Annotated in this window: 15 protein-coding genes; 12 read left to right on the forward strand and 3 right to left on the reverse strand. The window is 45.5% G+C overall.

Annotated features, from left to right (window positions below):
• Positions 1 to 140: 140 nt before the first annotated feature.
• Both HP548_RS19850 and HP548_RS19855 read left to right on the forward strand, forming a co-directional pair.
• Positions 141 to 590: an SRPBCC family protein gene (locus HP548_RS19850; RefSeq protein WP_343054918.1), complete on the forward strand. Its 450-nt coding sequence runs from the start codon at positions 141 to 143 to the stop codon at positions 588 to 590.
• 30 nt (positions 591 to 620) lie between these two features.
• A complete protein-coding gene (locus tag HP548_RS19855; RefSeq protein WP_175382611.1) occupies positions 621 to 779 on the forward strand; it encodes a hypothetical protein in 159 nt (52 codons plus the stop codon).
• A gap of 6 nt (positions 780 to 785) precedes the next feature.
• Here HP548_RS19855 and HP548_RS19860 read toward each other — a convergent pair whose 3' ends face one another.
• On the reverse strand, positions 786 to 2,006 hold the full coding sequence (locus tag HP548_RS19860) for an MFS transporter (protein WP_175382612.1): 1,221 nt from the start codon (positions 2,004 to 2,006) through the stop codon (positions 786 to 788).
• A 244-nt stretch (positions 2,007 to 2,250) separates the two neighbouring features.
• Here HP548_RS19860 and HP548_RS19865 point away from each other — a divergent pair, with 244 nt between their 5' ends.
• From HP548_RS19865 to HP548_RS19875, 3 genes are all read left to right on the forward strand, one after another.
• On the forward strand, positions 2,251 to 2,835 hold the full coding sequence (locus HP548_RS19865; RefSeq protein ID WP_076291034.1) for a TetR/AcrR family transcriptional regulator: 585 nt from the start codon (positions 2,251 to 2,253) through the stop codon (positions 2,833 to 2,835).
• 33 nt (positions 2,836 to 2,868) lie between these two features.
• Positions 2,869 to 3,120 carry a hypothetical protein gene (locus HP548_RS19870; protein WP_175382613.1) on the forward strand — a complete coding sequence of 84 codons (252 nt, stop codon included), beginning with the start codon at positions 2,869 to 2,871 and terminating at the stop codon, positions 3,118 to 3,120.
• 190 nt (positions 3,121 to 3,310) lie between these two features.
• Positions 3,311 to 4,285: a D-2-hydroxyacid dehydrogenase family protein gene (locus HP548_RS19875; protein ID WP_076291036.1), complete on the forward strand. Its 975-nt coding sequence runs from the start codon at positions 3,311 to 3,313 to the stop codon at positions 4,283 to 4,285.
• Positions 4,286 to 4,427: 142 nt separating this feature from the next.
• Here the strand turns inward: HP548_RS19875 and HP548_RS19880 are convergent, their stop codons facing one another.
• Entirely contained in the window at positions 4,428 to 5,471 is a 1,044-nt protein-coding gene (locus tag HP548_RS19880; RefSeq protein WP_175382614.1) for a substrate-binding domain-containing protein, read from the reverse strand.
• 419 nt (positions 5,472 to 5,890) lie between these two features.
• On the opposite strand from HP548_RS19880, the gene HP548_RS19885 reads away from it, so the two are divergent.
• The 4 genes from HP548_RS19885 to HP548_RS19900 all read left to right on the forward strand — a co-directional run bounded on the left by HP548_RS19885 (position 5,891) and on the right by HP548_RS19900 (position 10,536).
• Positions 5,891 to 6,940 (forward strand): 2,3-butanediol dehydrogenase, encoded by a 1,050-nt coding sequence (locus HP548_RS19885; protein WP_175382615.1) that lies wholly within the window; start codon positions 5,891 to 5,893, stop codon positions 6,938 to 6,940.
• A gap of 280 nt (positions 6,941 to 7,220) precedes the next feature.
• Entirely contained in the window at positions 7,221 to 8,534 is a 1,314-nt protein-coding gene (locus HP548_RS19890) for a hypothetical protein (RefSeq protein WP_175382616.1), read from the forward strand.
• A gap of 322 nt (positions 8,535 to 8,856) precedes the next feature.
• Positions 8,857 to 9,957 carry an NADH:flavin oxidoreductase gene (locus HP548_RS19895; protein WP_175382617.1) on the forward strand — a complete coding sequence of 367 codons (1,101 nt, stop codon included), beginning with the start codon at positions 8,857 to 8,859 and terminating at the stop codon, positions 9,955 to 9,957.
• A 126-nt stretch (positions 9,958 to 10,083) separates the two neighbouring features.
• On the forward strand, positions 10,084 to 10,536 hold the full coding sequence (locus HP548_RS19900) for an Lrp/AsnC family transcriptional regulator (protein WP_217504764.1): 453 nt from the start codon (positions 10,084 to 10,086) through the stop codon (positions 10,534 to 10,536).
• Positions 10,537 to 10,608: 72 nt separating this feature from the next.
• On the opposite strand, the gene HP548_RS19905 is transcribed toward HP548_RS19900, so the two are convergent.
• Positions 10,609 to 12,162, reverse strand: a complete 1,554-nt coding sequence (locus HP548_RS19905; protein ID WP_099852659.1) for an acetamidase/formamidase family protein — start codon at positions 12,160 to 12,162, stop codon at positions 10,609 to 10,611.
• A gap of 480 nt (positions 12,163 to 12,642) precedes the next feature.
• Between HP548_RS19905 and nagZ the strand changes: the two genes are divergently transcribed.
• From nagZ to HP548_RS19920, 3 genes are all read left to right on the forward strand, one after another.
• On the forward strand, positions 12,643 to 13,980 hold the full coding sequence (gene nagZ / locus HP548_RS19910; protein WP_246318134.1) for a beta-N-acetylhexosaminidase: 1,338 nt from the start codon (positions 12,643 to 12,645) through the stop codon (positions 13,978 to 13,980).
• Positions 13,981 to 14,055: 75 nt separating this feature from the next.
• Positions 14,056 to 14,760: a response regulator transcription factor gene (locus HP548_RS19915; RefSeq protein ID WP_076291042.1), complete on the forward strand. Its 705-nt coding sequence runs from the start codon at positions 14,056 to 14,058 to the stop codon at positions 14,758 to 14,760.
• Positions 14,757 to 15,743 carry a sensor histidine kinase gene (locus HP548_RS19920; protein ID WP_099852656.1) on the forward strand — a complete coding sequence of 329 codons (987 nt, stop codon included), beginning with the start codon at positions 14,757 to 14,759 and terminating at the stop codon, positions 15,741 to 15,743. Before HP548_RS19915 ends, HP548_RS19920 begins: the two co-directional genes overlap by 4 nt.
• The last annotated feature ends 50 nt before the right edge of the window (positions 15,744 to 15,793 follow it).

The following is a 15,793-nucleotide window of genomic DNA, read 5'->3' on the forward strand; positions in this document are numbered from 1 at the left end:
TAAGATAACAGGGGACCCGTTTTTCATTTTGATCATGCGCTGCGTTGTTCTTCATGGAGACCAGGAGTATACTTTGCAAAGACCTTAATCTTCCTTTTTAGGAAAAGGAAACAGAAAAGGAGGGATCGTCCTTGATTGAAGTGGTAACCGAGATTACAATACATGCGCCCATCGAGCGATGCTTTGACTATGCGCGGGACATTGATATTCATACCCGGACGGTCTGGAAACATACCCATGAGCAGGCTGTAGCAGGTGTGACAACGGGCAGAATTGGTGAAGGTGATACGGTAACTTTCGAAGCGAGCCATTTTGGGATAAGGCAGAAGCTGACTTCCCGGATCGCCGAGTACAATCGGCCGTATCTCTTTGTGGATCAGATGGAGAAAGGTGCTTTCAAGAGCATGAGACATGAACACCGTTTCAGCAAGCTTGGCGAGCAGACCACTTGTATGAGGGACACACTGAGATTTGAAGCTCCCCTTGGTGTTCTGGGTTGGGTCGCAGAGCGGATTGTGCTCAAGAGGTATATGCAGGCTTTCCTGGAGAGCCGTAATTTGAAGCTAAAGGCGTTACTAGAGAATAAATAGAGCTGATCTGTCAGGAGGAGATGATGTTTGATGGAAAACGAATATTTTGTGGGTTGGGGTACACTTGCTCTTATTAATGCCGGACTTGCCCAGGGAAAAAACAGAAGTGGTCGTAACTGGTTTCTGATTTCCCTGTTATTTGGTCCGCTAGCCACTCTGTTTATCGTGGTATGGAATAAGCTGGATTAAGTTCATTTATTGATCCGAATTTCGATGGATATACCGATCAAAGGCCCAGAACAGAAGCGCAGCGGCACTAACGCCTGCACCCAGCCAGCAAACGCCAGTCCAACCTGCCCATGCGTACACTTGAGTAGAAGCAATGGAGCCGGTAGCACTTCCTATGGAATAAAAGATCATGTAGGCGCCCGTCAAACGGCTCTGCGCCTCAGGTCGGACTTCATAGATCAGACTCTGGTTGGTGACATGTACGGCCTGCACGGCAAGGTCAAGCATAATTACCCCAGCTATAAGCAGCCATAATGAGTGGTGAACATAGCCAATGGGCAGCCAGGATAGAAGCAATATGACAAGAGCGACGCCCGTCGTCTTTTGTCCCAATCCCCGATCAGCCAGTCTTCCGGCACGTGCAGCAGCCAGCGCACCAGCAGCTCCCGCAAGACCAAAGGCTCCAATAGCAGTATGTGACAGGGAAAGTGGCGGAGCGCTAAGTGGCAACACCATGGAAGTCCACAGAATGCTGAAGGCTGTGAAGATCAACATGGCGAGAACGCCGCGTGTCCGCAGAATAGGCAGCTCTCGGTATAGTTGCAGGACAGAAACGATCAATTGGGTGTAGCTGAGTTTCTCTCGTTTGGGTTCGTGTTTTGGGAGTACCAGAAACAGGGCGATAATCCCGAGTAATGTCATACTGGCAGAGAAGAGATAGACCGATCTCCAGCCGATCCAATCGTTCAAGGTGCCTGCTATAGTTCGCGCCAGTAATATGCCAATGACGATTCCGCTTGTGACCAGACCGACGATACGCCCTCGTTCAGAAGGTGCAGCCAGGGAGGCGGCAAAGGCAACGAGTGTTTGTGTAATCACGGCAAGCAACCCAATCGCTGCCATTCCAATAAATAAGATTTGACTGGATGATGAGGTACCTACAGTTATCAGGGCGATTACGGATAAAAGCATCTGGATAATGATCAGCTTGCGTCGATTCAATAGATCACCAAGAGGGACCAGTAATAACAATCCGAGGGCGTAACAAATCTGGGTTACGGTAATAACGATTCCAATAGAGGAATGAGAGATACTAAACTCTTCAGCAATGGAGTCGAGCAAAGGCTGGGCATAATAAATGTTGGCTACCGCCAGTCCGCTGCATAGGGCGAATAAAAGCGCGACAAGGCGGGACATGCCTGAACGTCCTTCGCTGAAGGGATGTGCTTGATGAGATGCATTTTGCATGGATGATTCACCTTTCTGTATTCGAATGTGCTAAGTTAGGGGAGCAGAAAGAACACTGTTGAATTTAAATATACCGATCAGTACATTATGATTCGGAATAAACATACTTCACGCTTTGACGAGATGTCAAGAGTTGAATTGAAATGTTTGATTGTCTTCTTTATATATCGAGATGGATTTGACATGAGAATTGGATATAGATAAAATAGTTATATACTGATCGATACATAAAGAAGGTGAATACATGGTTAGACAACGGGAATTTGATACGGATCAGGCATTGGAAGCGGCAATGCAGATTTTTTGGGATAAGGGCTTTGAAGCGACATCCTTAAGTGATTTGACAACAGCTATGGGGATTCAGCGTCCCAGTCTATATGCGGCTTTTGGTGACAAAAAGGAATTGTTTGAAACGGCACTTCGCAGATATACAACTTTGCATGCCGCTCAAGTCAGATCCAGGCTTCAACATACATCCTCTGTAAAAGAAGCCTTCCGTGCCTTATTTGAACATATCGGAGCAGAAGGGGATGTGACAGATGCTCGTCACGGCTGTTTTTGCATCAATACGATGGTTGAATTGGCTCCGCATGACCCCAAATTCGCTGTTCTGACACGCGAGCACCAGATGTATCTGGTAGCGATTTTCAAGGAGACGATTGAACGGGGGCAGGAAACAGGGGAATTGTCTAATGATCTCGACTCAAGTGCGTTGTCCAAGTCTCTGGTTGTATCGATGATTGGATTGACCGTGATGATGAAATCGGAGCCAGATCGCTCATTTGTACAGCAGAGTATTAAGGTTACGTTATCGTTACTTGAGGAATGAGGGAAGGATTTCATTTTTAGAAAGGGTGTTCATATGAAACGTTATTTTCATAGGATCTACCTTATCATTTTATATATTATAGGTGTGCTGCTGACAACATACGGCGGGATGGGGATTATCCAGTTCAGTTTGATTGTGATTGGCATACTTGCTTTTATTGCTATTGTGGGTTCCCTGACAGAGAATGATCAATCAAAATTAGATACGATTTTTTGGAAAATACGGTCCTTGCTTCAAGTGGCGATGGCCATACTGATCACGGCGCTGCTTTTCAAGCTATTCTGAAGTGAGAGCGACAAGCGGGAATCTGTTCCTGCTCTTTTTGTGTCTGAGGACATTGGGCAGATGAGGGCTTGAGTTGATACAATACAGATAGGGTATAGATTAAATTAGGGTGTATACTATGATTTACATATTCGGGTAACATGTTCAAAGAATGTTTGATGATGCACATATATGAGGAGGAGATTCAACCATGCAGACGAAGTTGCGTTGTGCCATATTGGATGATTATCAGAATGTAGCCCTTTCTTCAGCGGATTGGACTCCTATCCTGGATCGAGTTGAGGTTCAGACGTTCAATAATTACTTGGGATCAGAAGAGAAGGTCGTTCAGGAACTGCAGGATTTTGAAATTATTGTCTTGATGCGTGAGCGTACACCTTTTCCTGAATCCGTGATTACTCAATTACCCAATCTTAAGCTTCTGATTACAAGCGGCATGCGCAATGCCTCCATTGACCTCCAGGCTGCGGAAGAAAACGGTGTAATCGTGTGCGGCACGGAAGGCAGCTCGAACCCTCCGACTGAACTCACATGGGCGCTAATACTGGGTCTGTCCAGACAGCTGGTAACTGAAAATAACGCACTGCGCTCCAATCGGAATTGGCAGAGTACAGTTGGCATGGATTTGTACGGAAAGACATTGGGATTGCTCGGTTTAGGCAAGATTGGCAGCCGAATGGCAGAGATTGCACAAGCCTTTGGCATGAACGTGATCGCCTGGAGTGAGAATTTGACACAGGCAAGAGCAGAGGAACAGGGAGTCCAATGGGCAGAGACCAAGGAACAGCTGCTTGAACAAAGCGATATTGTTTCCATTCATCTGGTGCTCAGTGATCGCACTCGTAATCTGATCGGACGAGCCGAGTTGCAACGGATGAAAAACACCGCTTTATTGATCAATACGTCCCGTGCAGGCATTGTGGATCAAGAGGCGATGGTCGAAGCTTTACAGAATGAGTGGATTGCCGGGGCAGGTCTGGACGTATATGAACAGGAACCTCTTCCTGTGAATCATATGTTGCGTACACTGCCCAATCTGCTGGCAACGCCGCACCTGGGTTATGTGACTCAAGGCAACTATGCGATTTATTTTAACCATACCGTAGAGGATATTGAGATGTTTATGAAAGGAACACCAATTAGACAATTGCTTTCGAAGAAGTAGTTGCTCGGAGGTGGGTTTGATATAAAAGGGTGTAAATGAAGATAAAAAAAGGTGTTTCTCAGGAAGAAGTTCATTCCTGGTGAACACCTTTTTTGTGATTATCGGGGGTTTGGATTGTCCATTAAATCCGGTGACTTCACAATCATTCTTCTGTGGGTGGTTCTTGTGAAGATGAGCGGATCATGGCAACGCTGGAGCCGCGCACAATTAACCGTGGCTCAAATTGAATATGTTCGTAATCCGTGGTGCTCATCTCTCGAATCCGTTTTAACAGCAATTCCGTAGCAAGTCGGGCCACTTCTTCGCCCATAATCGAGACAGAACTGATCTGCGGAGACGTAACGGTAGTCCATTGGTTATTATCGACACCCACAACAGCGATATCTTCAGGGACACGAACGCCGAGTTCTTTAAACCGATTTACCAGTCCGATCGCGACCATATCGTTAATCGCGTATACGGCATCGGGCATGTGAGTCAGCCCATAGAAATAATCCGCTGCATTAGCTCCCGTATTCAATGAGAAATCTTCTCCGAAGTAAACAAGCGAGATATCTACATGTCCCAGTGCCTGCTCATAAGCTCGATAACGTTCTTCAATAATATCTTTGGGGGCACCGGCGTATGCGATGCGGGTCCGTCCAATCTTAATCAGATGTTCCATCACCAGTTTCCCTTCTGGCTGTGAAAGAGAAACGACATCTGCTTTCATGCCAGGGTCCAGCTTTTTACCGTAATTGATCATGGAAATGGGAAGGGGGGCTTTATCAATTAAGCCAGGCAACGTTTTGGGATATGCCAAAGGCATGAAAATAAGCCCGTCCACATGCAGTTTTTTGATCGTACGAATGGTTTCCAGTTCCGTTCGTGCATTACCAGCCGTATTGATTTGAACAACATGATACCCATGCTGCTTCGCCGTTTGTTCAACAGACCAAGAGATCTCGGGAATGATGGCATTGCGGATGTCGGGTACAACCAGTGCGATCTGATGCGTCTGGCGTATTTTCAAACTCTGGGCAGAGGTATTGGGGACAAATCCTAACTGCTCAATGGCCTGCATGACTTTATCCCGTGTTTTGTTGCTGATGCCATCGGAATTGTTGATGGCTCGGGAGACAGTAGCGATACCTACACCTGCAAGTTCTGCAACGTCCTTGATCGTAACCTTCTGATCTTTACTCACGTTTAGTTAACCTCACTTCATCGGAAACGATTCCGAATTTTGAAAATATGTACGAATGAAATGACAATCCTATACCTTGATTATAACATTTGAGCCAATAAGTATCCTGTGAATACGATTAAAGAGCAGAGATGTCTGTTGCTTTCCAAAAGAACCGAATGGATAAATAGAGATAAATCGTGCATTCTATATCAGTTGAATCAAATATACACGAGAGAGAACGTACAGAAAAGCACAGAGCAAAAAAATGATCAATATATTGAAAACGCTGGCATTACACCAGAATTATCGACGTAAAATTCATAAGATAGACATATGTGTGACAAATTATGTTTGACAGCCTATTTAAAATGTGACATATTTAACTTACGGAAACGTTTCCGATTATATCAAAACTTATGATCTGGGAGATGAAACAAATGAAAGCATTGCGTTGGCATGGAGTAAAAGATTTGCGTCTCGAAAATATTGATGAACCCCGCCCTGAACAGGGGAAGGTTAAAATAAAAGTGGAGTGGTGTGGAATCTGTGGCAGTGACTTGCACGAGTACACTGCTGGCCCGATCTTCATTCCGGCTCAAGCACCGCATCCGCTAACAGGGGAACAAGCACCTGTTGTGATGGGGCATGAATTTTCAGGACAAGTCGTTGAAGTAGGAGAAGGCGTGACACGTTATAAGGCAGGGGACCGCGTTGTGGTAGAACCGATCTATGCATGTGGTCATTGTGAAGCCTGTAAACAAGGGAAATATAATTTGTGCGATCAAATGGGTTTCTTGGGCCTAGCTGGTGGAGGCGGAGGTTTCTCGGAGTATGTAACAGCTGAGGAATATATGGTACATGCCATTCCAGATTCCATCTCATACGAGCAAGGAGCGTTGGTGGAACCTTCCGCAGTAGCTCTTCATGCTGTTCGTCAAAGCAAACTGAAAGTTGGCGACACTGCAGCTGTTTTTGGTGCGGGTCCAATCGGGTTGTTGGTTATTGAAGCATTGAAAGCTTCTGGCGCATCGGATATTTATGTAGTGGAATTATCCGAGGAACGTAAAGCCAAAGCGGAAGAACTTGGCGCCATTGTTATTGATCCTACACAATTCAATGTGGTGGAAGAAATCCATGCACGTACGCAAGGTGGCGTGAATGTAGCTTATGAAGTAACGGGTGTACCACGGGTGCTGCAACAAGCGATTGATTCAACGCGTATTGGCGGTGAATTGATGATCGTCAGCATTTTCGAACAGGAAGCACCAATTCTGCCAAACTCCATTGTTATGAAGGAGCGTACGGTCAATGGCATTATCGGTTACCGTGACGTATTCCCGGCTGTAATTAGTCTGATGGCTAAAGGTTTCTTCCCAGCTGATAAGTTGGTAACCAAACGAATCAGCCTGGACGAAGTGGTAGAGCATGGATTTGAAGCACTGCTGAAAGAGAAAAACCAGGTTAAAATTCTGGTGAAAGCAGAGTAACTTTACCAAGCGAATCACTAGCCAAGTAATAGAGTGGAAGTCAGCGGATGGAAACAGGCACCTAGATAGAGCTCAATTGGAACTGATCCGCAATCGGTAGGCAACCACCAAAAAATTATGACAAATAGACAACGTATCTTCGGATGCGATTGTCTATTTTTTTGCACGGAGCGGGCGGAATTTGTTGCAAGTACGTTTTGTTTTACATAATATGAAAAGATACAAATTGTATCTTTTTGCTGTAAAGGTGTATCTCATAAAAATGAAGGAGGAAGCGGACATGCAGAGGAATACGAAGTGGGCGGCCGTGATTTTGACGGTTATTGCAGGCATGGGCTGGCTGCTTATGGGTAATTCGAAACCCAAAAACAATGTTTCCACCGATCAGCAGCCGACTGCCGAACGGGCACTTGCTAAGGTGTCCAATGCACCCATCACATCAGCCGATGTGACGTCCAAGATCGAGTTGCTTGGAAAACCTTTTAAGAAAGCACCGTATGCCAACAATGTCTGGGATTTGCAATTGTACAGAGGAAAAATATATATGGGTCATGGGAACAGCAGTAATTTAGGTGTTTCACCTAATGCGGGTCCGATTCCAGTCATCTATTACGATACAGCCAATCCCAAATTTATAACCCAGGCCGTCACCAATAACAATCCGAGCATCGTTCCTTCGACCAAATTATTTGTAGATGAGGAACAGATAGACATTTATAAAGTGCTGAACGACAAATTGTATATTCCCGGAAATGATTCGGACGGTGAGCAGTGGGATATGGGGAACTTCTACCGGTTAGACGGAGATGTATGGACAAAGTATCGTAATCTGCCGCTAGGTGTACACGTATATGATTTGGCATCCTATCAGGGCAAACTGTTTGCAGCGCTGGGTACCGAGCAGAAACCTACTGTGTTAATCTCTCATGATCAAGGGGAAAGTTGGCAAAAATTCGCAACCATCAATACGTTTGGCTTCAGGGCATATACGCTATTTGAGATCAAGGGCAAATTATATGCTTCAGGCATGATGTATCCTGCCAATAATATTTGGGGTGATAAAACCAATATATTAGAGATTAATGAGAAGCTTGAAAAGAAAGACGTCGTCATCTATGGTAGCAAGATGCTCCCGGGATTATCCTATCAAACGGGCACCGTCCCGTATAATAAAATAGGGAAAAACATTAATTTCAACAATAAGCTGCTTTATATTGTCGGAGGGGTATTCAATGACGGGCAACTGTTACCCAAATCCTTGAATGTAATGACCGACATTAATCAGGCAACACGCGTCATTTTGCCAGATACTCAAGCTCTTCCTACGGATCTTCTGCTTCGGGAAGGGAAGGTCTATGTGCTTACCTACACTCGCAAAAGTGCGAATCTCTATATAAACCGGGTATATCAATCCACAGATCTGACCACATGGAATGAAATTCTCCGTTTTAACCAGGACACGTACGCTAAGTCTTTTGAAGAACACGAAGGTGATTTCTACTTTGGACTGGGCACAGACCCCGATGTTCTATCGATTTCATCAGGCAAACTACTGAGAGTTAATCGCAATGATATCCCTGTTAATTCTAATTAAACGAAAGGAAGATTATGGATTATATACTATGCTTCATCCACATTTTTGGTTACAGAGAGAGCCGTTTAGGTTAATTGTACAGGGCAGGCCGAGATCGTAGAACTTCTTAGCTGAAGCTACATCGGGCTTGCCCTATTTTGTGTTCAAGAGATGGGTAGTGCCTCTTTATCGAAAATTTGAAAATAAAAATTAGAAACTTTAAAATAGAAAGGTGATATATGTTAATCAATTCACTGAATAACTTCTGTGGTAGTAATACAAGAGCATGTGCAAGAAAGTATACATGTTTTCTTCCAATCTAATCGTAAAGGAGCATTACACAATGAATGTACCGTCAGCTTTGTTTAAACCATTTACCTCGGACAAGCTTACCCTGTCCAACCGGATCGTCATGGCACCCATGACTCGTGGATTTTCGCCCGAAGGAGTACCCGGACCAGAGGTCGTGGAATACTATCGTCGCAGAGCAGCCGGAGGTGTAGGGCTGATTATTACGGAAGGAACGGGTATTAACCACCCTTCATCCATTAGTGGCGCGAGCATTCCGCTGTTCCATGGCGAAGAATCACTGCAGGGTTGGGCGAATGTAGTCAAAGCAGTCCATGAGGCAGGTGGCAAAATCATGCCACAATTGTGGCATGTGGGTACAGCCCGCCGTTCAGGCGACCTGCCTAATGCAGAAGCTGAGCCGGTAGGCCCATCGGGAATAAGCATGGCAGGTGAATCTGAAAGACAACCATTGTCAGAAGACGAGATCAGGGGTCTTATCGAGGCGTTTGCCCAAGCAGCAGCAGATGCGCAGCGCATTGGTTTTGATGGTATTGAGCTTCACGGGGCACATGGCTATCTGATTGATCAATTCTTCTGGGAGCATACCAACCGTCGTACGGATAAATACGGAGGCGATCTGACACAGCGCACGCGTTTTGCTGTTGAAGTTATTGAAGCATGTCGCGCTGCAGTAGGTCCTGACTTTCCGATCGTACTTCGTTTCTCCCAATGGAAAATGGGGAACTACGACGCACGGCTGGTGGAAACATCAGAACAACTGGAGCAATTCCTTGCACCCCTCACGGCTGCAGGTGTAGATATTTTCCACTGCTCGACCCGTCGATTCTGGCTGCCGGAATTTGATGGCTCAGAGCTGAATCTTGCAGGCTGGACACAGAAAATAAGTGGCAAGCCGGCGATCTCTGTTGGATCAGTAGGGCTCGAAGCTGAATTCGTGGACAGAGCGAACGAAAACCAGGGAACAGGTGACGCTCATCTGGATCAGTTGAACGAGAAAATGGAGAATCATGAATTTGACTTGATCGCGTTGGGGCGTGTACTGCTGAGTGATCCGGAATGGCCAAACAAAGTTCGCGAAGGACGTCAGTCTGAAATTGTTCCGTTTACAGTAGAAGCATTGAAAACACTCTAAACTGAAAACAAACCTGATGCCGCCGAAAGGCGGCTTTCGTATGATCAGGTAAGCAAGTAATTAGGAGTTGTCTGTTTTTCTGTGACACTGTTTTTCTGTTACAATATATAGTACATAGAGGGGTGAATGACGGTGCTGGATACGATTGATAGCCATATTTTGCGGCGTTTGGCCCAGAACAGCAGAATCTCGTACACTGATCTGGCCAAAGAGGTCGGCCTTTCAGGGGTAGCGGTTAAGGAACGTATTGAACGTCTTGTAAATCAAGGGATTATTGAGCAATTTTCAATTGTAATCAGTGCCGAGAAGCTTGGGAAAAAAATTTCTGCTTATCTTGAGCTGGAGGTTGAACCCAAGCATTTGGACAAGATTGTGGCGGCGCTGAAAGAAAACGAGCGGGTGGCCGTGCTTTATGAAATGACGGGGGCTTGCATCCTGCACACCCACATTCTTGTGGAGAGCATCGAGGAAATGGAACACTTCATGAACGAATCGATTTACTCTCTGGAAGGGTTGCTTCGGGTGGAAAACCAGATTTTGTTGAAGCGACACAAAAACCAGGATGGATTGAATATTTAACGAACAAGAACCGTCAGGCTCTGAAGACTAACGGTTCTTGTTTATTTCCTTTACAGAAACAGAAGAGTGTGATTATTCCGTCTTGGACAATTTTGCCCGGTAGAAGGTTACGAAATATTCGCTGACTTCTGCCAGTTTCTGATCGTTCAATTGAATAGGCGCCGTCAATTTGATCGTTTCCTCATTAAACGTAGCTGTTGTGGCACCGATTTTGGCCAAGAGTGTATTGTCGTTATATTGAATGGTGATCATTTTGGTTGCTGGGTCCCATCCGATGTCTGCCCCGAATTGTTCAAAGCTGTTGCGCAGCAGTGCACGCTTCTGTTCTTTTTCCCCGAAGATTTTTTTGTTGATGATGCCATGAATGCCCCAGTTACCGTCAACAACCTGCGTAATTCCGAAATCCGTTGAAACGGACATCAGTGAATATGCTTCATCTTCAGTCAAATCCATGCCTCTCATCAGAAAAGACTTCGTTTTGTTGGCAGCGTCCTTCATCGCTTTATCCAGGGAAGACTGCTTGAAAATTTCTGTTTGTGCATCCTTGCCCAGTTCGGCCAAATGGTTCGCATAGCTGAAGCCGTGAACAACCCATTCGTTTTCATTCTCAAGAAGTGGGAAGTTGAGCGCCTTCAACTTGTTGACCAGCTCCGCTTTTTTGTGAAGAATGAGCTGGATATCCCCGGTCACTGATGTTTCGATCGCTGTTCCGTTCAATTCGGAATCACCTTGACCTGCGTGCGGATCACCCACAGAAAGCAGTGCTCCAGGTACAGATACCGGATAATACATCGTTGCCCCTTCGGTTACGCGCCAATCATCGATATTCCCGCCATAATACGATGGTGGAACGGAATCGACAACATCAGCTTCTTTGGGGGCCACGCTCATTGTGCCAAAATGCAGCCGGACAGGGACGTGAATGCCTTTTAGCACATCATGGTTCTCTTCCACCGTCGAGTGATCAACGATAACACCTGGATAATCTATGGTTGGATGTACTGTGCCGCTTGGATCGGTCTGTGGTGTCCAGCGATAACTGTACAGTGCCTTGGCGTAATCATTGCCACCTTTCGTCTCCATTTCATATATTGTAACAACCTCACGTGTATTCGGCGTTTCTTCCATCTCACCATATAAAAGGCCCCAGTTTGCAGCTACATTCGAACCATAGGTTTTACCGGCATATTCCCCGTTTCCGCTAGGGCGCAGCTTCATGTCCAAAATCTTCACTTCGAGTACATCGCCAGGTTCAGCGCCCTCGACTGCAATTGGTCCCGTCATGATATGTACGCCAGGTCCACGTTCAGCCTCATGTTTTTCCGTTTCGCTCCAATGGAAAATATCTTCTGCGCCGGCATCACCTTTGATCATGCGCTCATAATCATCGCCGGAGTGGTGCGTAACAGCTTCCACCGTGACGATATCCCCCGAATTAACCGTAAGCACGGGATCACCTTTCCCGATATTACCCCAGCGTACGTTTTCCGATTTTGCTTCAAGATAATGTGTTTTCGGAACGTTTCTAACTTGAACTGTGTCAGCATTTGCAACATAAGAGACTGGAAGTATTAATAAAACAGCAGATAACGCAGAGGAAACCTTCCATTTAAACCGATTTCTCATTCGAAAATCACTCCCATTCGATATAATGTCATTTTACTTAACATGATATGAATCAGAGTATAACAGATGTATTTTAGGTTAACAATATAAAGTTTTTGTTTTATTTTTCATATTTTTTAAAGTTATTTATCCAATATTCTTAAAATTATTAGATTTCCAAATTGAAATGCTTAGTAAATATTAGCTGCTTTTTGCCTTCCTATAATAATAATTTCAACATATGAAAAATTCACAACAGAAACCATTTTTCGCACCGCTGATACCTTTTCTCATCCCCTTCAATCACACACGCCTTAAGGAATAACACCATGAAGTACCACACAATTACCCGGAAAGGGGAAATTTTTTGCGTTTTAGGCTGTATTTTTAGAATTTGTACTGGAGCCGTCTCCATTTTGAAAATGAACCACCTTATGATAAGGTTATGCCTGAACCACATTCAGACTGAATGACAACAATGCTTAAGGAGGATGACCATCCTTGTATATCGATAATCACAAGTTAAAAAACAAACACATAAACACGCTTCAAATGCTGTTCCTGCTATTCGGAATAGTGTTGCTCTTATCCGCATGTGGAGAGTCACAGAAGCCCTCCTCGTCAGAGCAAAATAACAATAATGCCGGAACGGAGACCAATGCGAATTCAAACGCTGGTGCAAACAATCAGAATGGTCAGGATGATCAACAGAATACAGTGCCTCCTCAGGAAGAGAAAGATTCGGTAAAAGAGCAGCTCCACCAATTGTCTTTGGATGAGAAGATTGGACAAATGATTCTCGCGGGTGTTCAGGGGACCACTTTGGATGCTCAAGCGAAACAGATGATCACGGATCAGAAGGTGGGAGGGATTATTTTCTATGCGAATAATGTCTCGACCGTGCCAGGAACGGCAAAGTTCGTGCAATCCATTAAGGATGCCAATCGTTCCAATCCGGTTCCAATTTTCATGAGTGTGGATCAGGAGGGTGGCAAAGTTAGTCGAATGCCAGAAACGGTAGAGTCTATACCTTCCAATGGGAAAGTGGGGAAGACGAAGGATGCTGATTTGGCTGAAACGATGGGCAAATTGTTAGCAAGACAAATTCAGCTGGTAGGTTTTAACGTCGATTTTGCTCCAGTGCTGGATGTAAATAGTAATCCGAATAACCCGGTAATTGGGGATCGTTCATTTGGAAGTTCGGCCAGTCTGGTTTCACAAATGGGCATAGCTGAGATGAAAGGGCTGCGCAGCGAAGGGATTATTCCGGTGGTGAAGCATTTTCCCGGTCATGGAGACACGTCAGTGGACTCCCACTTGGATCTGCCTGTCGTGAACAAAACGGAGAAGCAACTTGCCCAGCTGGAGTGGATTCCGTTTGAGGCAGCGGTGAAGGAACAGGTGGAAGCGGTTATGGTAGCCCATATTTTGTTTCCCAAGCTTGATCCCGACCATCCGGCATCTTTGTCGGACGTCATTATTGGTCAGCAGTTGCGTGGCAAATTCAAGTATGACGGTGTGGTCATCACAGATGATCTGAGCATGGGTGCGATCGCGAAAAATTATAAGTTGAAAGATGCCGCCGTAGCGACAGTTCAGGCAGGAAGTGATATTCTGCTGGTAGCTCACAGTTATGAGAGTGCCAAGACTATTTTTGATACATTGAAGAACGCAGTGAAGTCAGGGAAGATTTCAGAATCCCGAATTAATGAAAGTGTATATCGAATTCTGGCGTTGAAGCAGAAGTATAACTTGTCCGATGAGGAGCAGCCGTCAGGAGATTTGAAGCAGTTGAATGCTGACATTGTGGATTGGCGTAAGCAGGTCGATGCCCGATAGTACCCACCTGTGTTATGATTTTGGAAAGAGAATTGCATATTCCATTATGACAGGTTGGAGGCGAGACCTTTTTTTATGTATACGATAATGATTATTGAAGATGATCCGAAAATTGCGGGTTTACTCCAATCCCATATTGAGCGATATGGTGACAGGGCCGTTGCGGTTGAGGATTTTGAGCAGGTCGTCCAGCAGTTTGAACAAATTAAGCCGCATGTCGTCCTGCTGGATATCAACCTGCCGAGTTACGATGGGTTCTATTGGTGTCGCCAAATTCGTTCCATTTCCACATGTCCGATTATTTTCATCTCGGCCCGGAGTGGCAAAATGGATCAGGTTATGGCGCTTGAGAACGGTGCGGACGATTATATTACGAAGCCGTTTGAGCATGAGATTGTCATGGCCAAAATTCGAAGTCAGCTACGCCGGGTGTATGGCGATTACGCTGCGCGTCATGAAGAGCGCAAGGTGGAACTGGATGGACTAACTGTTTATCTGGAAAGATTGGAGATGGAGCTCGGTGATCGCAAGATACAGCTGACCAAGAAAGAAACCATTTTGCTGGAGACGTTGCTGCGTCGGAGTCCCAAACTGGTTAGCCGTGAAACCATTTTAGAAAAGCTGTGGGATGATTCCTTTGTGGATGATAATACACTTAGCGTGAATGTGACCCGCGTGCGTAAACGATTGGCTGAGCTGGGCATTACAGATGCGCTGGAGACGGTAAGAGGTTCAGGTTATCGACTCAACAGCAATTGGAAGGCATCGTCGCCCTCATGAAGTTGTTTATCAGAGAACATATTGTACTGACTTGTTGGGTAATCGTTGTGCTGCTCACCGTGGTTGCGGTCTTTTGGTACGACGGCTATGACCACTGGTTAACGGCCACGTATGCGGTATCTCTGGGGTTAGTCCTATACGCAGCCTATCTCATTTATCGGTATCTGTCCCATCGCATGTTTTATTCCCGGATGTCCCATCGAATGAATGATCTGAAAGAATTTGTTCCATTGAATGAGCCCGCGCCCTTGCCGCAGGCATTGTCAGAACTGTTGGACTCACAGTACGGTCATTATTATGCGCACCTGCATCGTCTGGAACAGCGTCAACAGGAATACCTGACTTTTATGAATCAATGGGTTCATCAGATGAAGACACCTTTGTCCGTCATTGAACTGACGGTTGAGGATCAGGAGGATGAGGACCCCCGTTTCATCAGCATTCGAGAGGAAGCAGACCAGATGAGACGAGGACTGGAAACGGTGTTGTACATGGCACGGCTGGAGACATTTGAACAAGATTTCAGTGTGGAACCGGTATCCCTCAAGGCGGCCGGAGAAGAAGCCATCCATGAGCTGAAACGGTTCTTCATTCGCAATCACGTGTATCCCGAGATGAAAATTGATTCTGCGTTAATGGTTCAGTCGGATGCGAAGTGGATTCGGTTTGTCCTCGTACAGCTGTTATCCAATGCTATCAAGTACTCTTCCGGGGGGAACGGGCAAAAGGTAACCATCCAAGCCCATGAATCCACAAGATCCATTATTCTTGAAGTGAAGGATCAGGGAGTGGGTATTCCCAAGTCGGATCTCAACCGAGTGTACCAGCCTTTTTTCACCGGAGAGAATGGGCGTCATTTTAAAGAATCCACGGGGATGGGATTATATATTGTAAAAGATGTCCTGACACGAATGAACCATCGGATCGACCTTACATCCGTTCAGGGAGAAGGGACAACGGTAACCATTACTTTTGAAATCTAAATATAAGCGCATAATGCGGAACGAAATGAGAAGACGTCTGGTGCCCTGAC

It is taken from the genome of Paenibacillus taichungensis, assembly GCF_013359905.1.
Taxonomy (GTDB): Bacteria; Bacillota; Bacilli; order Paenibacillales; family Paenibacillaceae; genus Paenibacillus; species Paenibacillus taichungensis.